Origin of the sequence: Rhodococcus sp. BL-253-APC-6A1W, from assembly GCF_012843405.1 — a bacterium.
GTDB lineage: Bacteria > Actinomycetota > Actinomycetes > Mycobacteriales > Mycobacteriaceae > Rhodococcus.
This window is the reverse complement of sequence record NZ_JABAFB010000008.1, coordinates 37065-53468: the sequence shown is the minus strand read 5'-3', so window position 1 is coordinate 53468 and position 16404 is coordinate 37065. Positions and strand designations below refer to the sequence as shown.

The following is a 16404-nucleotide window of genomic DNA, read 5'->3' as shown; positions in this document are numbered from 1 at the left end:
ACTGTAGACCGGCGCGGCGGCGATGCGGCCGCGTTTCCGCCATTGGGTCGGATGGTTGTTATCCGTCACTATTCCCGGACCCGCCATTGTTTCCGGATCTGCTCCGGGTCAGTACCAGTCCCGTTCCGACGATGCCGATCACACTGATCGCCAGCGCGACCGACGGCCATCCTTCGGATTGCCAGTACACGTCTTCGAGAGTGATCAGCAGTGCCGCCTCGTCGACGATGAGAGCGAGCGCCACCCCCAACGCGAGACCCATCCACGCTCGCGCTTTCGGAGTCCGGTCGACCAGGCCGAAGATCGCAACACCTGCCAGCAGGACGATCCCCCACAGATACGAGTCGGGCGCCACCGAACGTCAGAGTGAAAGCGACCCAAGCCAGCACAACACCACGACGCGAGGGATCGATCTGTTTCCACCGCCGAGGAACGCCGCGTTGTGGTTCAGCACAGTCCGACGATCGCGTCTCTGTCATCAATCAGTTGTATCGCAGCCGCTCGGGTCGACTCACGTCAGGTTTCCCACCGATCCAGCGCGGACGTTCCGGCACCGGATCGCCGATTCAGGGCGTGCGTTGCCGGGTACGCACCGGCGAGTACCCGCCCATCGAATCAGGAGGACGATGTGTCAACCCATCTGACGGCCGATGATCTGCGCGACCTGCTCAGCTCGTCGTCTCCGGACCCCGTGCTGGTTCTCGAGGAGGGCCGGTTCCACGTCGTGGACGCCGCCGACACCGACGAGCGCCGTCGAGCATTCGTCGTCGTCACGGGAGAGGAACTGCGGCAGCAGTTGCCGCAGGACCGAGAGCACACCGAGACCGACCTCGAACTGGTGGCGAGCACCCTGGAGGCGACGGTCGCACATCTCGGGGGATGACCCGGACGACCGGTTCCCACCGACGACGGAACGGCGAGGGCCCGTGGGTCGAAACCCACGGGCCCTCGCTGCGCTCTACGAGCCCGCTACAGACCGGCAGCCTCAGCCGAACCGGAGAAGAAGTTCAGGGCCTCGAAGAGGTTCGCGGCGGCGCTGAAGAAATCTGCCAGGAAGGCCAAATCGATCACGGTGCTTCTCCTATCAGGCGGTGTACATCGGTCGTATCAGTGACGTCTGCCACTGGCATCCCATTGTTACCGCATTCCGCCTCTTCCGCAGCCTGGGGGGGCGAGATCGACTCGGGGCGAAGGTTATTGCGGGGATTGTCCGGTTTTCAGAGTCGGTGAAGTGCCCCGCGTACTCCGACACGATCGGGTCAGTCGAGATTTCCCGACAGGCGCTCGAGGCGCTCCATGCTCACGCCGTCGAGTCCGACGATCTCCACTCGCTTCCCCTTCTCCGCGTACTTGTGCTGTACGGAATCGAACGTCGCCACGGTCGAGGCGTCCCATACCTCCGCATCGGTGAGATCGATGACCACGTGCTCGGGATCGCCCGCATAGTCGAAGCGGTACACCAGGTCGTTGCTCGACGCCCAGAACAGCTCGCCGGACACCCGGTAGGTGCGAGTGCCTTCCCCCTCGTCGACCGTCTCCACCCGGGTCATGTGCGCGACGCGCCGAGCGAACGCGACCATCGCCGTGAGCACACCCGAAACCACTCCGATCGCGAGATTGTCGGTGACCAGTGTCGCGCCGACCGTCACCAGCATCACCACGGTTTCGCTGCGGGGCATCAAGCGCAACGTCCGCGGTGCGATGCTGTGCCAGTCGAGGGTGGTCACCGCGATCACGAGCATCACCGCCACGAGCGCAGCCATCGGGATGGCCCCGACCACGTCGCCGACCGTCACACACAACAGGAGCAGGAACAAGCCGGCCAGGAACGTCGAGATCCGGGTCCGCGCGCGTCCCTCCTTGACGTTGATCATGGTCTGGCCGATCATCGCGCAGCCGCCCATGCCACCGAAGAGCGCACCCGCCCAGTTCGCAACACCCTGGCCCCACGCTTCGCGGGTCTTGTCGGAACGACTGTCGGTGATCTCGTCGACAAGCTTCGCCGTCATCAGTGATTCCATGAGTCCGACCAGCGCCAGGCCCACCGCATACGGGGCGATGATGGCGAGGGTGTCCATGGTGAAGGGGACGTCGGGAATCATCCACGTGGGGAAGCCTCCGGGCAGCTCGCCCTGATCGGCGACGTCGGGCACGTCGATACCGAAGAGGACGACCACACCGGTGAGTGCGACGATCGCGATGAGCGCGGCCGGCACTGCGGTCGTGAGTTTCGGGATGACCACGATCATGACGATCCCCGCCGCGACCAGCGGATACACGAGCCACGGCACCCCGAACAGATGTCGCAGTTGCGCCGCGAAGATGAGGATCGCCAGGGCATTGACGAAGCCGATCATCACCGATCGTGGGATGAATCGCATGAGTTTCGCGACTCCGGCGACGGCGAGCACGATCTGCAGCGCACCGGCGAGCCAGACGGCCGCGATCAGATAGTCGAGTCCGTGCGAGGCGACGAGGGGTGCGATCACCAATGCAGTCGCACCGGCCGCGGCGGACACCATCGCCGGCCGACCGCCGACGAACGCGATGGTCATCGCCATGATGCAGGACGTGTAGAGCGCGACCTTCGGGTCGACTCCGGCGATCACCGCAAAGGAAACGACTTCGGGGATCAACGCCAGCGACGTCACCAAACCGGCAAGAACCTCGGTCGTGAGTCGTCGAGGCGAGCGGAGAGTGTCGGACACGGTGTGCACCGGAAGATTCTAGGCGCGGCGCGTCCGGACGCCGTGTCGCGTCGCCGTAGCCGACATCGACATATAGGGTGTGATGCAGCGCACGGTCGTAGCCCGCACCACGCAGCCCGATGAACACCCGTGCTCCACAAGCACATCCGAGCGGATTCGATCGTCATCGCGCCTGATCGTCCAGCGCACGTGATCGTCAGCGGGCCCGATCGTCACAGGACCCCGCACGTTCTACCCGCCCCGGCGACCCTCACCGCCGAGAACGCTTCCGTCGCCCCGAGTTCCGAAAAACCCTGTTCCGAAAACCCCGTTCCCGAAAGCCCGAGTCCGAAAGAAGGACGGCATGAGCCACGACAGCGAGTTCACCGGTCCGCTCTTCCTGCAGCCGAGCAACCCGAACGACGAGACAGTGCCCGAATTGGTGCCCCAGAGCCCGCCTCCCGCCGCGCCCGAGTACGAAGGGTTGTTCTCGTCGCGCCCCTGACATCGTCACGTAAATCACACGTCCGCAGGTGCGGTCGCCCCACGCTTCGCGACAATGCGTGCCCCAGGCTGCACGACGATGCGTGCCCCACGGGGAGACGACGACTGCACCTGTGTGCCGACGATCGCACTTCCGGCGCACGGGGAACTTTGCGGCAGGCATATCCGTCTTATCCTGTGAAGACCCTTTGTCCGCGAGTTACCAGAGAGAGCCATGAGTCGCGCCAAGCGCAAACCTCGAAGACCCATCCCGCCCAACAGTGACGACCCCCCTGTCACCGAGCCCCGGATCCTCCCGTGTTGACCGCCCTCGGAATCGCGTTCGGTATCGCCGTCGTTCTGGCCATTACCGCCGTGACCGGCTACTTCGTAGCCCAGGAATTCGCCTACATGGCCGTAGACCGGTCGCGTTTGAAAGCCCGCGCAGAAAGCGGCGACACCTCCGCCGCACGCGCCCTGTCCGTCACACGACGCACCTCCTTCATGCTCTCCGGCGCACAGCTCGGAATCACCGTCACCGGCCTTCTCGTCGGTTACGTCGCAGAGCCCCTCATCGGTAGCGGGCTCGGAGAAGCATTCGGCGGACTAGGAATCCCCACCGCAGTCGGTGTGGTGTTCGGCACAGTGCTTGCCGTCCTTTTCTCGACAGTCATCCAGATGGTCTTCGGCGAACTCGTCCCGAAGAACCTCGCCATCGCACGGCCGGAACCGGTCGCACTGTGGCTGGCACTGTCGACGACGATCTACCTGAGGCTGTTCGGCTGGCTGATCCGGCTGTTCGACGCTTCGTCCAACCTGCTTCTGCGAGCACTGCGAATCGAACCCGTCCACGACGTAGAGCATTCCGCGACACCCCGCGACCTCGAGCACATCGTCGCCGAGTCCCGCAACGCGGGCGAACTCCCGAAGGAACTCTCGACGCTTCTCGACCGCATCCTCGACTTCCCCACCCGCACTGCAGAACACTCCATGATCCCGCGTGCACATGTGGACGTCGTGGACCTCGACGAACCGGTGAGCGACATCCTCGCGAAGATGAGCACCGGGCACACGCGGTACCCCGTGGTCGGTACCTCGTCCGACGACCTGCGCGGCGTCGTACATCTGCACGATCTTCTCGACGCCGGTGTCCAGGCAGGTACAGCCGCATCGGTGTGCCGTCCACCGGTCATCGTCCCCGCGACATTGCCGTTGCCGGACGTGCTGACCGAACTGACCGCGGCAAACGATGAGATGGCGCTGGTGATCGACGAATACGGCGGTTTCGCCGGTGTGGTCACGATCGAGGACATCGCCGAAGAACTCGTCGGTGAGATCGCCGACGAGCACGACCCGGCGGCATCGGCCGAGGTCATCGTGCGAGACGGCGACGGTTGGCTGATTCGGGGCGACGCCCACCTCGACGAGGTGAGCCGCACCCTCGAACACGAACTGCCCGAAGGTGATTACGAGACACTCGCCGGCTTGGTCATCACCGAATTCGGTGGCCTGCCCGAGATCGGAGACACGGTCGAGATCCCACTCGATCCCGATCCCGCGGACCTCGTCCACGAGGAACGGCCACCACGTCGAATGCTCGTGGCGGAGGTCCGCGACATCGACAAGCATGTGCCGGCCTCGCTCCGCGTGACCCTCGAGAACCGTGACCGTCGAGAACAAGGAGGCGGCACACGATGACTAATCCCTGGGTTGTCGTGGTCGTCACGGTCGGATTGATCGCGGCGAGCGCGTTTTTCGTTGCCGTGGAGTTCGCCCTGATCGCCGCGCGCCGCCACCGGCTCGAAGACGCGGCACCGGACAGCCGGTCCGCGCGTGCGGCCCTGCGCAGCGCGTCGGAACTGTCGGTGTTGCTCGCAGGATCTCAGCTGGGCATCACGGTGTGCACACTCGCGCTCGGCGCGACGACCAAGCCCGCTGTGCACCACTGGCTCACACCCCTGTTCGGGGCGTGGGGAGCGCCGCTGTGGCTGGCCGATGTCGCCGGGTTCATCCTCGCGCTGATCGTCGTGACGTTCTTGCATCTCGTCGTCGGAGAAATGGCGCCGAAGTCCTGGGCCATCGCGCATCCCGAGAAGTCGGCGACGATGCTCGCGATTCCGATGCGTGGCTTCATGTGGCTGACCCGGCCGGTCATCGTCCAGCTGAACCATCTGGCGAACTGGTGCCTCCGCAAGGTCGGTGTCGATGCGGTCGACCAGGTCAGCACGGGCCAGGATTCGGATGCGCTGCGTCACCTCGTGGAGCATTCCGCGACTGTCGGCACGCTCGACGAGAGGTACCACGGTCACCTGACCAGCGCGCTCGAGCTCGAGGCACTCACTCTCGCCGACATCGTTACTCCCCATCCGCCGAGCAGCGTGCGGCCGGAGGCCACTGCGCCGGAGATCCAGGAGACGGCCCGTCGCACGGGTCACCTGAGACTGCTGGTGCGCGGCAACGGCCATGTCGACGGAGTCGTGCACGTACGGGACAGCCTGCGTGCGGACGCCGACGTCACCGCTGCGGATCTGATGCGGCCGGCGTTGACTCTCGACATGTCGGTGCCTGTATACGAGGCGTTGCGCACCATGCGGGAAACTCGCAATCATTTGGCGACGGTCACAGAAGACGGTCGGGTGGTCGGCTTGATCACCCTCGCCGACGTCCTCGCCAGGTTGCTCCCGACGGCGGCGGCGCCCGCCTGACGAGCACACGCGCTCGAGCCCGAACACAACCAGGGGCCACCCCGCCGGTACATCCGGCGCGGTGGCCCCGCGGTTTTTCGCGATACCCCGCCACCTGGCCTTTCCCCACCGATCGAGCGCGACACGCCGTACCGGCGAGTAGGGCTGCGTGTCTGTCATAGTTTTCACGTGGACACGGTGTGTGCGTAACGTCACTTTTCGATCACAGTCCAGGCCGCACCACTCTGAGGTACAGCACAAGACAGGGGCTCGACACATGCAGACATCCCAGCGACGCCTGTTGTTCGTGGGTTATCCCGATGCTTCGGAGATATCCCAATGGGCGGCGGTGCGTGCAATCGCGGTTCAACAAGGCTGGCAGACGACCCGGACCTATACGCCGGGCCACATCGCTTGTGCCGTCGTGTCCGAGAACGTGCTCGACGGCGTGTGCTCGCCCACCGAGGCAACACTCATGCAGAAACTCCATGCCGACGACGTCCGGTGCGCGAGCGCACTCGACGCCGTCAGCGATCTGTTCGCCTCCGCAACGTAGCTGCCGCCAACTCTCGGTAGCTCGAAGACCCTGTCACTCGGACGTCCTGTCGCTCGGACGTCCTGTCACTCGGACGTCAAGGCCCGGACGAGATCGGAAGGAGCCGGTTCGGGACGCTCGAGAATATCGAGTACGAACTCGCGACGCTGCTCGGGCACGACGTGCACGCCGCCGTAGTTGTGTAGTTCCGAGTCCACCGGCAGGAGCCGGAGCGCGACCGTGGCACCGTCGAGGACGGCGGAGACCGTGCGGTCCCGGACGTCGGACACGGTGCCGGTCCGCACGTTCCGGACGGTGAGTCCTTCTCCCGGATCGGTCGCCTCGACCACGAACCCGTCGAGGGACGCTCCCCTCCATCGCAGTGCGAGCTCACCTTCGTCGACCGGGAGCAGCGCCGACCAGTTGTCGACGAACTCGTCGAACGCCCCCGCATCGAACAGCGCGACATCGGCGACGAGCCGATCCACCGAGGACTCGCCCACGTGTGTCCCCGCTGCGACGTCGAGTTCCGCACGCACTCCGGTCCACCGCGGTTCGTCGAGGACCACGCTCGCCTTCGCATACAGCCACACCGCACGGTCGCTCAGTGATGCGTCGGATCGTCCCAGATGGCACACCTTGTACTTGCGTCCCGATCCGCACCAGCACCTGTCGTTGCGCCCCAGCTCCGGATGTTCGACCGGCTCGAAACGACGAAGGAACGGATACATGCCGTGGGATGTGCCCCCGGTGGCCCGTTCGAGCAGGCGAAGACCGCGTGCCGCATCACCTCGCATCGCAGCGATCGTGGCGAGGTCTTCGAGCGCAGGTTCCCAGTCCGGGCTCTCTGCCAGGGCGAGCTGGTAGCGGTGTTCGGCCTCGTCCACGTCACCGCCCACCTGGGCGGCCCGGCCGGCGATCCAGAGGGCACTCGCACGCGTCCGGCGCGGTCCTCGCCGCAGCACCTGTTCGGCGGCCGCGGCCACCACCACCGGATCGAACCCGAGCCGCCCGAGCGCTTCGTCCACGCACACCCGGGCAACACGCGCGTCGGCGAGACCCGCGAAGTCGTCGGGCTCCGCGAAATGCGATTCGAGGGTGGTGGTGCTGTCGCTGCCGACGGCAAGCGATCCCGCAAGGGCGAGGAATGCCATGGCGCCCCGTGCGGACCGGGTGTCGAGATCGAAGGCACGGGAGAAGGAGTCGGTGGCTACTTCGACCAGGTATCCGCCTGTCGGTGCCGAAGTGACGGTGCCGGACCGCACCAGCCGGAATCCGTCCCGCACGAGTCCGGCCCCCTCGAGTTGCTCGCTCAGGGGCAGGCACGCGTCCCGGGCCAGATCCTTGTCGTCGGCGAGGGCGACGAACAGATCGGTGTCGGGGTACAGCGCGTCCTCAGGGTCCGACAACCGGGCGGCGCGATCGGCCAGCCACCCGCCCAGACTCCCGCGACCGGCATTCTGATCGGGATACAGGTCGACGACGAGTTCCCCACCGACGCAGGTCACCGCGATCAGGTCACCGAGAGTGGTGTCGGAGAGAAAGCCTTCCGGGAAGAGCAACACCCCGAGACGGGCCCAGGCCACGCCCGGCAACCCCCGTGCTTCGAACGATTCCTCGCCCGGCATCACGACACGCATCGCCGGGTCCGCGCTCGGCAGGCAGACCGGGATCATCACGTCGAACAGTTCTATCGCGTCCGCCGAGATCTCCCCGGCCGTGAGGCGGTGCGTCCAGATGCGTCCCTCGAGCAGGTTGCGCGGCAAGACGAACCGGCCGTCGCTCAAGTGCATGATTCGCGGGTCGTCGAACGCGTCGCCCAGTTCGAGGGCTGTTTCGAGCGTGCAGACGTCGCCGAAACCACGATCCGACAGCGCCGCGGCCATTTCGTCGACGGTGAGCGGCCATCGTTCGTCGAGTATCGCGACGGCAGCGGCGACAGGGTCGGTTGACGGTTCGTTCACCACACGATCCTACGGCCCCGTCTCGGACGATCGACGTCCTCCGCCGTGGCGGTGTGCCCGTCTCGTGGCGACTCGGGAAAGCCGCCACCCCGGTCATGCTGCGGGGCTGCCGAGGGCCGCGTGCATTTCCCACACGATGATTTCGGCACCGGACCGGGTGGTCACCCGCTGCCCTCCCCCACCGCTGATGCGCACGGCGTCGCCGGCTGCCAGCGGACCGACACCTTCGAGCGCCGCTTCACCGCGGGCGACGAAGACATGCAGGTACGGTGCGTCCGGCAGTCCGATCGGCTGCCCGGGCCGGACCCGGGACACGTGCATCGCCGCGTACTTGTTCTTGATGCGGATCGCGGAATGGTCGGCGTACTTCGTCATGCCGGACGCCACCGGTACGAGACCCCCGGACAGCAGTTCGTGGTCGATCTCGAGTTGTTCGTAACCGGGAGTGATGCCCGCTTCGTCGGGCAGCACCCACATCTGGACGAAGTGCACCGGATCGTCGTGCCGGTCGGCGTGAATGCCGCTCGCCCCGTCGAAACGCCACGCATCGTTCTTCTCGGAGTGGAGGATTCCTGTCCCCGCACTCATCCGCTGAGCCAAGCCCGGGTAGAGCACACCGGAGTGCCCGGCCGAGTCCTGGTGGACCAGCGACCCTTCCAGGACCCAGGTGACGATCTCCATGTCCTGGTGCGGATGCGTGTCGAATCCCTGTCCGGCCGAGACGATGTCGTCGTTGTTGACCATCAGCACCCCGTGGTGGGTGTTGGCGGGATCGTAGTGGTGCCCGAACGAAAACGAATGACGCGAATCGAGCCACCCGATCGTGGTCTTGTCGCGCTCGTCCGCGCGCCGAACGTCGAGCCGGATGTCGTGGGCTGCGGTACTCATCGGTTCTCTTCCCGGGGTCGGTAGTGCGCGTCTGCGGTCGGCGGGTTGCGACGCGGTCGGATACGAGCGTGGGGCAACTGCGGAGCAGGCAGGCGCGCCACCTCGCCCGCGTAGCCGTCCACCCGGCCGAAGCGGTCGGATTCCCGTTCCCATTCTTCGCGGAAGGCGGCGATCTCGTCGTGGTCTCGACCGACGAAATTCCACCACATCACGATCTCTTCGCCGAACGGGGTTCCGCCCAGCAGCACCAGGCGCGCGGGGCTGTCGCCGGGGTTCACCACCGACAGCGAGGACACGCCGGTTCCGACATAGCCGAGCACACCGCGGGACAACCGCGTGTCGAACAACTCGACAGCTCCGGTGTCGACCAGCAGTCCGTGTTCGAACGCGGGATCGATCTCGACCGTGACGCTCGCGCCTGGTTCGACGACGATCTCGGCACCGAGCAGCGGCGTGAACGTGGTGACGGGCGAGGACGACCCGGCCAGGGTCCCGAGAAACACCCGCGCCCTCCCGCCGCCGAGATCGATGGCCGGCGGGACGTAGTGCTGGAAGTCGCGGGCAGCATCCCGGGCACCGTCCGGCAGCGCCACCCACAGTTGCACGCCGTGCAGCGTGGTCGTGCCGGCCGTCGATACTTCCGAGTGGCAGATGCCGTGCCCGCCGGTCATGAGATTGACCTCCCCGGGACGGACGAGTGCGTGCACACCGTGACTGTCACGGTGCTCTATTTCCCCGGTGAACAGCCACGACACGGTCTGCAAGCCGGTGTGCGGATGGGGTGCGACATCCATGCCGCCGGTCGCGGCCACATCGTCGGGACCGTAGTGGTCGACGAAGCACCATGCGCCGATGAGTGAGCGCTGCCGCTGCGGCAGAGTGCGGCGCACGGGCATGGCTCGTGGACCACCGAGAGGGACGTCGCGCGCCCTGATGATCTCCACTCGTGGGTGCCGCGCGTCGCCGACCGCACGATCCTCGGTGCAACACCGGATCTCGGTGGGATCTGCCTCTGTGTTGCTCATGGATTCGGTGCCTCCGATCGAGGGACGGACGTAGGGATCGCGGGAGCGGATCGGGTCAGAGCACGTCGGATCCGTACATCTCGCCGAGTGGATCGGCGATCAGTTCGAGTCGTGCTCCGTCGGGGTCCCGGAAGTAGAGCGATACCTCGTTGTGTTCGAGCAGGTCCACACCCGCGTCGACCAGCTTGTCTCGCAGGCGATTCCATCGCACGGGTTCCACACTGATCGCGACGTGGTGCAGCCCCCCGAGGACCTCGCGATACGGCCCGAGGTCGAGGCCGGGAAAGTCGAAGAACGCCAGGAGATTCCGGTTTCCGATGTCGAAGAAGAAATGCGAGGATCCGGCGTAGTCGCGGTTCTCGATCACCTCGGTGAGCGGAAACTCGAGCAACCCCTGATAGAACTCGACGGTGCGTTCCACATCGCTGCTCACGAGCGCCGTGTGGTGAAGTCCCCGCGCCGAGGACGCCGGGCGGGTAGCCGGGGGCGCCAGATATCGGGCGCGGATCCGCTCGCGCTGCTGCTCGAACCGGTCGGCCGAGCCGGTGCGGTCGTCGGTCATCGCGGCCTCCTCCGTCCACCGGCGATCGTACGCCGGACCGATGTAGTTGATTGCTCAACCAGAGTCGCACACGGTTCGTTGCACAGTCAACTACTTCGGATATAGTGCACATATGGCGACGACGTGGCTGGACGACGAGGAACAAGCATTGTGGCGGTCCTACCTGGACGTCACTCGCATGCTGTTCAAAGAACTCGACAAGCAACTTCTCCGCGACGCCGGAATCTCCTCCGCCGACTTCGAAATCCTGGTGCTCCTGTCCGAAGCACCCGACAGGCGCATGCGCATGAGCGATCTCGCGGAGGCGAGCACGACCACCCGCAGCGGAATCACGCGGGCGATCGCACGGATGGAGAAAGCCGGGTGGGTCAGCCGAGTGGAATGCGAGTCCGACAAACGCGGCGCCTGGGCCGAGTTGACGGACAAGGGTTCGTCGACCCTCACGGACGCGAGTCCGGAGCACGTCGCCACAGTGCGGGCCGCGATGTTCGACGTACTCGATCCGCAGGAGGTGGCCGTGATGGGTGAGGCGTTCGCGAAGGTGCGCACTCGTCTGGCCGAACGGCGCCGACTCGCCTGACACCCCGTCGCCGCGGGCCGCTAGGTTGTGTAGCGCCACAGACTCGACACCCGAAGGCGGTTCCCCGATGCGCCACGACCCGCGCCGCACCTCGCTCGATCTCTATCCCATCCAGCGAACGATCACGACGCTGTTCAGCGACACCGACGCGCTCGGGCACATCAACAACATTTCGATCGCGCGCTACTTCGAACAAGCCCGGGTCATGATCATGGAAGCGATCGCGCCGGCACACGGAAGCCCACTGTTCGAGCGTGCAGTACTCGCGCGGGTGGAGATCGACTATCTTTCCGAGGTCTTCTATCCCCACGAGGTCGTCATCGCGACAGGGATACTGCGCGTCGGCACGTCCTCGCTCACGGTGGGCTCGGCGCTGTTCCAGCAGGGCCGGTGCGTCGCCCTGGCCGATTCGATCGATGTGAGCACCGCACTCGGTGGCGGCCCGCGCCCGATCACCGACGACGCACGTGCCGTCCTCGACAAGTTCCTGCTCGACCTCCCCGCCTGAACGGACTGCCGAGCCTCAACTCCCGTGGTGTGCGGCGAGCGGGTCCGCCCACTGCACGACCGGACCTTCCACCGCGTTTCTCAGCGCCGACGTCTCGGGATCGTCACCGATCGTGCCCTCGTTCGCCAGCAGGTTCTTCTCCAGGAAGCACCGGACCGGCGCGGCATCGAGACCGTCGCCGCGCCGGGACCGATCGTCGATGGCGAACGCCAAAAGCAGGAGATGCGGCACCCGCACGTCCTCCGGCCGCAACCGCGGCTGGAAGTAGGGCACGTCGAGCACGCGTGCCCCCTCGTTCACGTAGAACGCGAGCCTCCGGCCCGGATCCCCGAACCCTCTGTCGCGGTGATGGCGCGGATCTTCCGCTTCTCCGAGGATGAGCAGCGGATCGTATCGCCGTAGCCACTCTTGCCTCACGGCCCGGAGCACCGCCCGGCCTATCCCACCGCCGCGGCGCCCCGGGTGCGTTGCGAGATAGACCGTCAAGAGCACTCTGCATTCCGGAAACCACTGTCCGACAGCGCCCCCCACGACAAATCCGTCGTCGCTGACAACTACGGAGGCGCACATCGTCCCCGCAGGGTCGGCAAGGGCGGCAGCGAGCGCATCGGGTGAGAGCAGTTCCTCGTCCGGAAACGACGGCGTGAGAACATCGTCGTAGAACTCGTCGAGCATGTCTGCCGGAAGATCCCCGATATCGACGATCCTGATCGGGAGCCCACCCGCCACATTCGCTTCGGTCATCACACTCTCCGTTTCGGACAGATCGCCGACTCGACATCCTCCCCTGACGTTACAGATACGGACGGGTTATCAGCTCGATGGCGTGCCCGGACGGGTCGAAAAAATACACCCCTCGCCCACCGTGCCCGGAGTTGCATTCACCCGGCCGGGTCATCTGCGGATCGGCCCAGTGGTCGATGCGGCCCGCGGTCAGTCGCGCGTAGGCACGGTCGAACAGGTCGTCGTCGACGAGAAAGGCATAGTGCTGCATCTGGATGTCCACCGGCGGTTCCGCGAACTGCAGCAGAACGCCGTCGTCGAGCACGAGGTTCGTGAACACACCCCAGGACGGGGCTTCCCCGAGTTCGAGCAGTTCGCGGAAGAAGTCGGCCGATCGGTTCCGATCCTTCGACGCAATGATGGTGTGGTTGAACGTAGCCGGCATGAAGAGATCTCGCTTTCTGTTCGTGGAGTAGTGGCTGCGGTACTCACGAAAGCGAGGCGGTCCTCGAACTGTGGTGTCACGACGCCGTGTCGGCGCCTGTGCGGAGATCAGAACTCCACCGGATCACCAATCCGTGTGTGGCATGATGCCGGCCCGGTGTTCACCGGCCCGAGGCTACACCGCAATGCTCCGGCGGACAACGCTTTCCGGCCGGGAGAAAGTCAGAACAGGGTCGGCGCGACGACCGTGCCGGCGTCTTCCCTACCCCGCTCGGAAGACACCGGCGAAATCTCCCGATGCTCGAGTTTCCGGCCGCCGAGTCCGTAACGCTCGACCAGTGGGGCAACCCGGTCGTCGAGCCAGCGCGAGTATTCCGGAGACACGTAGGCACCGCGCCCGTAGAGCGCGCGATAACGCCGCATCAGCGCAGGATGTTCCTGCCCGAGCCACGACAGGAACCATCCGCGGGTGGCACCGCGAAGATGCATCGGGATCACCGTCGTGGAGGACGCGCCGGCAGCGGCGAGGGCTGCGAAGAGTTCGTCGAGGTGGCGGCTCGAATCCGTGAGGAACGGGATGACCGGAGCAACCATCACGTGACACGACAACCCGGTGTCGGTGATGGCGCGAATCATGTCCAGACGCGCCCTGGGCGACGGGGTGTCCGGCTCGATCTGCTGCTGCAGGTCGTGGTCGCCGATCGGCAGAGACACCGCGAGCCGGACATCGACCTGCCGGGCAGCGAGTGTCAGCAACGGCAGGTCACGGCGCAGGAGGGTGCCCTTGGTGAGTATCGAGAAGGGTGTGCCGGATTCGGCGAGGGCACGAATGACCCCGGGCATGAGCCGGTATCGCCCCTCCGCCCGCTGATAGGGATCGGTGTTGGTGCCGAGTGCGACGTGCTCGCGGGTCCACGACCGGCGCGCGAGTTCCCGTCGCAGCACAGCGGCCACGTTGGTCTTGACGACCAGCTGACTGTCGAAGTCGTGGCCGGCGTCGAGATCGAGATACTCGTGCGTGGGCCGGGCGAAACAGTACCGGCACGCATGGCTGCACCCTCGGAAGGTGTTGACCGTGTACCGGAAGGGCAGTTTCGATGCCTCGGGGGTCTTGTTGAGCGCGCTCTTGCAGAGCACCTCGTGGAACGTGATTCCTTCGAACTCGGGGGTCTGCACGCTGCGTACGAGACCCGCCCGATCCAGTCCGGGCAGGGCTCCGTCGTCCGCATCCACTGTCTGAGCCGCCCACCGCATACAGACAGTCGAACATGTGTGCGATGACCTGTCAATCGCGAATCTGCGACGAGATGGGTCGCCCGATCACCTACGGCACGGAGAAGGTGGCAAAACCGGGGGTCGTGGTCGTGCCGACTGTCGACCGGAGTGTGAGAACAACCTGCCCACTGCCGGTGTTCAGAGTGGTTTTCGGCGGGAACCCGTTCAGCCCGTCCGACAGCCACGCGGTGCCCGAGGCGCCGGTCGACAGGTTCAGCCACGTCACCTCCGAGCCGATGATGCAGCCCCACCCGTCCTGCTTCCCGCCGGAGATGGTGACGATGCCGGGGCGATCCTCGAGCACGGCCACGCATCTGGACGGCGGTACGTCGAAGCTCCCGTTCGGGTTTCCGAACGATGCGGGGTCGATCCGGAACGGGACGGTCGCTGCCGCAGAGGCGATCCCCGCCGTCGCGGAAGCAGAGATGCCGAGTGCGATCGTGCAGGCACCGAGAGCACGCAAGAGGTTCATGGGATTCCTGGGGTCGGTGAGTCCGGAGAGATCCTGCGAAGCATATGCGCCGACGACGGTGAACGGCTGGGTTTCGTTGCCGCGACGGCGGTCGTCGCAGGTCCTGTGCCGCGATACCGGAAGCCCCCGGCGTAGTAGTGTCCTGTTCCGCCGTTCTGCGGAAGGATCGGTGCACTTGTGCGCCCGAGCAAAGGGGAACTCGTGAGCGAAACCACCGTGCCTGTGACCGCCGCCGGTCCCGGCCGAGACCGCCAAGGCGTTGTCTACCGCAGCGGGGCGCTGGGGCGCCGGCCCGCAGTGCCGACCGCGTTCGGCGATCTCGAACGCGCCGCGCGCCGCGCCAGCTCGACGCGGGCCTGGGCGTATGTCGCGGGCGGCGCCGGCGAAGGGCGCACGATGCGCAACAACCGGCGCGCGTTCGACCGGTGGTCGATCGTTCCGCGGATGGCGCACGGTGTCACCGAGCGTGACCTGAGTACGACCGTGGCGGGCACGTCGTTGTCGTCACCGCTGTTGCTTGCCCCCGTGGGCGCCGGCGCGCTGATGGGCCGCGACAGCGACCTGTCGATCGCGCGGGCAGCGGCGTCGACCGGCGTGCCGTACATCTTCTCCAATCAGGGCTGTAACCCGATGGAGGACTGCGCCGCCGCGATGGGCTCGGCGTCCCGCTGGTTCCAGCTCTACTGGAGTTCGGACGAGGACCTCGTCGACAGCCTGCTCCGTCGGGCGGAGGCGAGCGGTGCCGAAGCCGTCGTCGTCACGCTGGACACCACGATGCTGGGATGGCGTCCCCAGGATCTGAATCTCGGTTCGCTGCCGTTCGCGCGGGGCGAAGGCATCGCCCAGTACACCTCGGATCCGCGCTTCCTCGACATCGTCCGGCAGCGGGTGGCCGCAGCGCGGGACTTCGTCACGGAACGGCCGGACATCACAGCGGGAGCGGTCCGCACGCTGATGTCGATGACCCGCAACTATCCGGGCAGGTTTCTCGACAACCTTCGCTCCCCGATGCCCCGCGCAGCCGCGGAAACCTTCCTCGACATCTACTCGAATCCGGGCTCGAGCTGGGAGCACCTCGCTACCCTCCGCGACCGGACGAGCCTGCCGATCGTGCTCAAAGGAATTCTGCACCCCGACGATGCCCGCCGCGCCGTCGATCTGGGTGTCGACGCGATCGTGGTGTCGAACCACGGCGGGCGCCAGATCGACGGGTCCATCGCGTCGCTCGACGCGCTTTCCGAGATCCGGGCCGCGATCGGGCGTGAACCTACTCTGTTGCTCGACAGCGGTATTCGAAGCGGATCCGATGTGTTCGTCGCGCTCGCGCTCGGTGCGGACGCCGTGCTGCTCGGCCGGCCCTACATGTACGGATTGGCCGTCGCGGGACAGCGCGGGGTCGAAGAAGTGATCCGCAACGTGATCGCCGAGTTCGATCTCACCATGGCGCTCGCCGGGGCCCGGTCGATCCCCGACATCGACGAGCGGTTCGTTCGCCCCAATCCGTCGTTCTGACGGTCCGCGGCCGAGGACACACCGATCGGGATGCGCACGGCCGCCGACCGCCGGCTGTCACC

Annotated in this window: 17 protein-coding genes and 1 pseudogene; 8 read left to right on the top strand and 10 right to left on the bottom strand. The window is 66.1% G+C overall.

Annotation, left to right across the window (positions count from 1 at the left end; translation table 11 throughout):
* Nucleotides 1–58: 58 nt before the first annotated feature.
* Nucleotides 59–479, bottom strand: a pseudogene (locus HF877_RS13960) (hypothetical protein).
* 149 nt (nucleotides 480–628) lie between these two features.
* Between HF877_RS13960 and HF877_RS13955 the strand changes: the two are divergent.
* Complete coding sequence (locus HF877_RS13955) at nucleotides 629–883, top strand: hypothetical protein (protein WP_169621773.1); 255 nt, start codon at nucleotides 629–631, stop codon at nucleotides 881–883.
* A gap of 376 nt (nucleotides 884–1259) precedes the next feature.
* Here HF877_RS13955 and HF877_RS13950 read toward each other — a convergent pair whose 3' ends face one another.
* Nucleotides 1260–2717: a SulP family inorganic anion transporter gene (locus HF877_RS13950; RefSeq protein WP_169621772.1), complete on the bottom strand. Its 1458-nt coding sequence runs from the start codon at nucleotides 2715–2717 to the stop codon at nucleotides 1260–1262.
* Nucleotides 2718–3051: 334 nt separating this feature from the next.
* On the opposite strand from HF877_RS13950, the gene HF877_RS13945 reads away from it, so the two are divergent.
* The 4 genes from HF877_RS13945 (at nucleotide 3052) to HF877_RS13930 (ending at nucleotide 6410) form a co-directional block, all read left to right on the top strand.
* Entirely contained in the window at nucleotides 3052–3192 is a 141-nt protein-coding gene (locus HF877_RS13945; protein WP_169621771.1) for a hypothetical protein, read from the top strand.
* A 296-nt stretch (nucleotides 3193–3488) separates the two neighbouring features.
* Nucleotides 3489–4868: a hemolysin family protein gene (locus tag HF877_RS13940; protein ID WP_169621770.1), complete on the top strand. Its 1380-nt coding sequence runs from the start codon at nucleotides 3489–3491 to the stop codon at nucleotides 4866–4868.
* Nucleotides 4865–5875 (top strand): hemolysin family protein, encoded by a 1011-nt coding sequence (locus tag HF877_RS13935; protein WP_169621769.1) that lies wholly within the window; start codon nucleotides 4865–4867, stop codon nucleotides 5873–5875. Before HF877_RS13940 ends, HF877_RS13935 begins: the two co-directional genes overlap by 4 nt.
* A 256-nt stretch (nucleotides 5876–6131) precedes the next feature.
* On the top strand, nucleotides 6132–6410 hold the full coding sequence (locus HF877_RS13930; protein ID WP_169621768.1) for a hypothetical protein: 279 nt from the start codon (nucleotides 6132–6134) through the stop codon (nucleotides 6408–6410).
* A 65-nt stretch (nucleotides 6411–6475) separates the two neighbouring features.
* Here the strand turns inward: HF877_RS13930 and HF877_RS21650 are convergent, their stop codons facing one another.
* The 4 genes from HF877_RS21650 to HF877_RS13910 all read right to left on the bottom strand — a co-directional run bounded on the left by HF877_RS21650 (nucleotide 6476) and on the right by HF877_RS13910 (nucleotide 10828).
* On the bottom strand, nucleotides 6476–8353 hold the full coding sequence (locus HF877_RS21650) for an SEC-C domain-containing protein (RefSeq protein ID WP_169621767.1): 1878 nt from the start codon (nucleotides 8351–8353) through the stop codon (nucleotides 6476–6478).
* A 93-nt stretch (nucleotides 8354–8446) separates the two neighbouring features.
* A complete protein-coding gene (locus HF877_RS13920) occupies nucleotides 8447–9241 on the bottom strand; it encodes a pirin-like bicupin family protein (RefSeq protein WP_169621766.1) in 795 nt (264 codons plus the stop codon).
* Complete coding sequence (locus HF877_RS13915) at nucleotides 9238–10266, bottom strand: pirin family protein (RefSeq protein ID WP_169621765.1); 1029 nt, start codon at nucleotides 10264–10266, stop codon at nucleotides 9238–9240. The genes HF877_RS13920 and HF877_RS13915 overlap by 4 nt, the downstream gene beginning before the upstream one ends.
* Before the next feature lie 55 nt (nucleotides 10267–10321).
* Nucleotides 10322–10828, bottom strand: coding sequence for a VOC family protein (locus tag HF877_RS13910; RefSeq protein ID WP_169621764.1), 507 nt, complete (start codon nucleotides 10826–10828; stop codon nucleotides 10322–10324).
* Between the two features lie 112 nt (nucleotides 10829–10940).
* On the opposite strand from HF877_RS13910, the gene HF877_RS13905 reads away from it, so the two are divergent.
* Entirely contained in the window at nucleotides 10941–11408 is a 468-nt protein-coding gene (locus HF877_RS13905) for a MarR family transcriptional regulator (RefSeq protein ID WP_169621763.1), read from the top strand.
* 67 nt (nucleotides 11409–11475) lie between these two features.
* Complete coding sequence (locus HF877_RS13900; protein WP_169621762.1) at nucleotides 11476–11916, top strand: acyl-CoA thioesterase; 441 nt, start codon at nucleotides 11476–11478, stop codon at nucleotides 11914–11916.
* Between the two features lie 15 nt (nucleotides 11917–11931).
* Here HF877_RS13900 and HF877_RS13895 read toward each other — a convergent pair whose 3' ends face one another.
* From HF877_RS13895 to HF877_RS13880, 4 genes are all read right to left on the bottom strand, one after another.
* The gene (locus HF877_RS13895) at nucleotides 11932–12660 is read right to left on the bottom strand and encodes a GNAT family N-acetyltransferase (RefSeq protein WP_169621761.1); all 729 of its coding nucleotides are present in this window, start codon (nucleotides 12658–12660) and stop codon (nucleotides 11932–11934) included.
* A 49-nt stretch (nucleotides 12661–12709) separates the two neighbouring features.
* Nucleotides 12710–13084: a VOC family protein gene (locus HF877_RS13890; RefSeq protein ID WP_169621760.1), complete on the bottom strand. Its 375-nt coding sequence runs from the start codon at nucleotides 13082–13084 to the stop codon at nucleotides 12710–12712.
* 221 nt (nucleotides 13085–13305) lie between these two features.
* Nucleotides 13306–14337: an Rv2578c family radical SAM protein gene (locus HF877_RS13885; protein ID WP_169621759.1), complete on the bottom strand. Its 1032-nt coding sequence runs from the start codon at nucleotides 14335–14337 to the stop codon at nucleotides 13306–13308.
* A 70-nt stretch (nucleotides 14338–14407) separates the two neighbouring features.
* Nucleotides 14408–14830 (bottom strand): hypothetical protein, encoded by a 423-nt coding sequence (locus tag HF877_RS13880; RefSeq protein ID WP_169621758.1) that lies wholly within the window; start codon nucleotides 14828–14830, stop codon nucleotides 14408–14410.
* Between the two features lie 201 nt (nucleotides 14831–15031).
* Here HF877_RS13880 and HF877_RS13875 point away from each other — a divergent pair, with 201 nt between their 5' ends.
* On the top strand, nucleotides 15032–16342 hold the full coding sequence (locus HF877_RS13875; protein ID WP_346765161.1) for a lactate 2-monooxygenase: 1311 nt from the start codon (nucleotides 15032–15034) through the stop codon (nucleotides 16340–16342).
* Nucleotides 16343–16404: the final 62 nt, after the last annotated feature.

What these genes read in the sequence shown, in the direction of transcription:
- HF877_RS13930 (WP_169621768.1), top strand. Translation starts at nt 6,132, where the DNA reads ATGCAGACATCCCAGCGACGCCTGTTGTTCGTGGGTTATCCCGATGCT.
- HF877_RS13945 (WP_169621771.1), top strand. Translation starts at nt 3,052, where the DNA reads ATGAGCCACGACAGCGAGTTCACCGGTCCGCTCTTCCTGCAGCCGAGC.
- HF877_RS13905 (WP_169621763.1), top strand. Translation starts at nt 10,941, where the DNA reads ATGGCGACGACGTGGCTGGACGACGAGGAACAAGCATTGTGGCGGTCC.
- HF877_RS13900 (WP_169621762.1), top strand. Translation starts at nt 11,476, where the DNA reads ATGCGCCACGACCCGCGCCGCACCTCGCTCGATCTCTATCCCATCCAG.
- HF877_RS13895 (WP_169621761.1), bottom strand. Translation starts at nt 12,660, where the DNA reads ATGACCGAAGCGAATGTGGCGGGTGGGCTCCCGATCAGGATCGTCGAT.
- HF877_RS13935 (WP_169621769.1), top strand. Translation starts at nt 4,865, where the DNA reads ATGACTAATCCCTGGGTTGTCGTGGTCGTCACGGTCGGATTGATCGCG.
- HF877_RS13915 (WP_169621765.1), bottom strand. Translation starts at nt 10,266, where the DNA reads ATGAGCAACACAGAGGCAGATCCCACCGAGATCCGGTGTTGCACCGAG.
- HF877_RS13920 (WP_169621766.1), bottom strand. Translation starts at nt 9,241, where the DNA reads ATGAGTACCGCAGCCCACGACATCCGGCTCGACGTTCGGCGCGCGGAC.
- HF877_RS13910 (WP_169621764.1), bottom strand. Translation starts at nt 10,828, where the DNA reads ATGACCGACGACCGCACCGGCTCGGCCGACCGGTTCGAGCAGCAGCGC.
- HF877_RS13885 (WP_169621759.1), bottom strand. Translation starts at nt 14,337, where the DNA reads ATGCGGTGGGCGGCTCAGACAGTGGATGCGGACGACGGAGCCCTGCCC.
- HF877_RS13890 (WP_169621760.1), bottom strand. Translation starts at nt 13,084, where the DNA reads ATGCCGGCTACGTTCAACCACACCATCATTGCGTCGAAGGATCGGAAC.
- HF877_RS13880 (WP_169621758.1), bottom strand. Translation starts at nt 14,830, where the DNA reads ATGAACCTCTTGCGTGCTCTCGGTGCCTGCACGATCGCACTCGGCATC.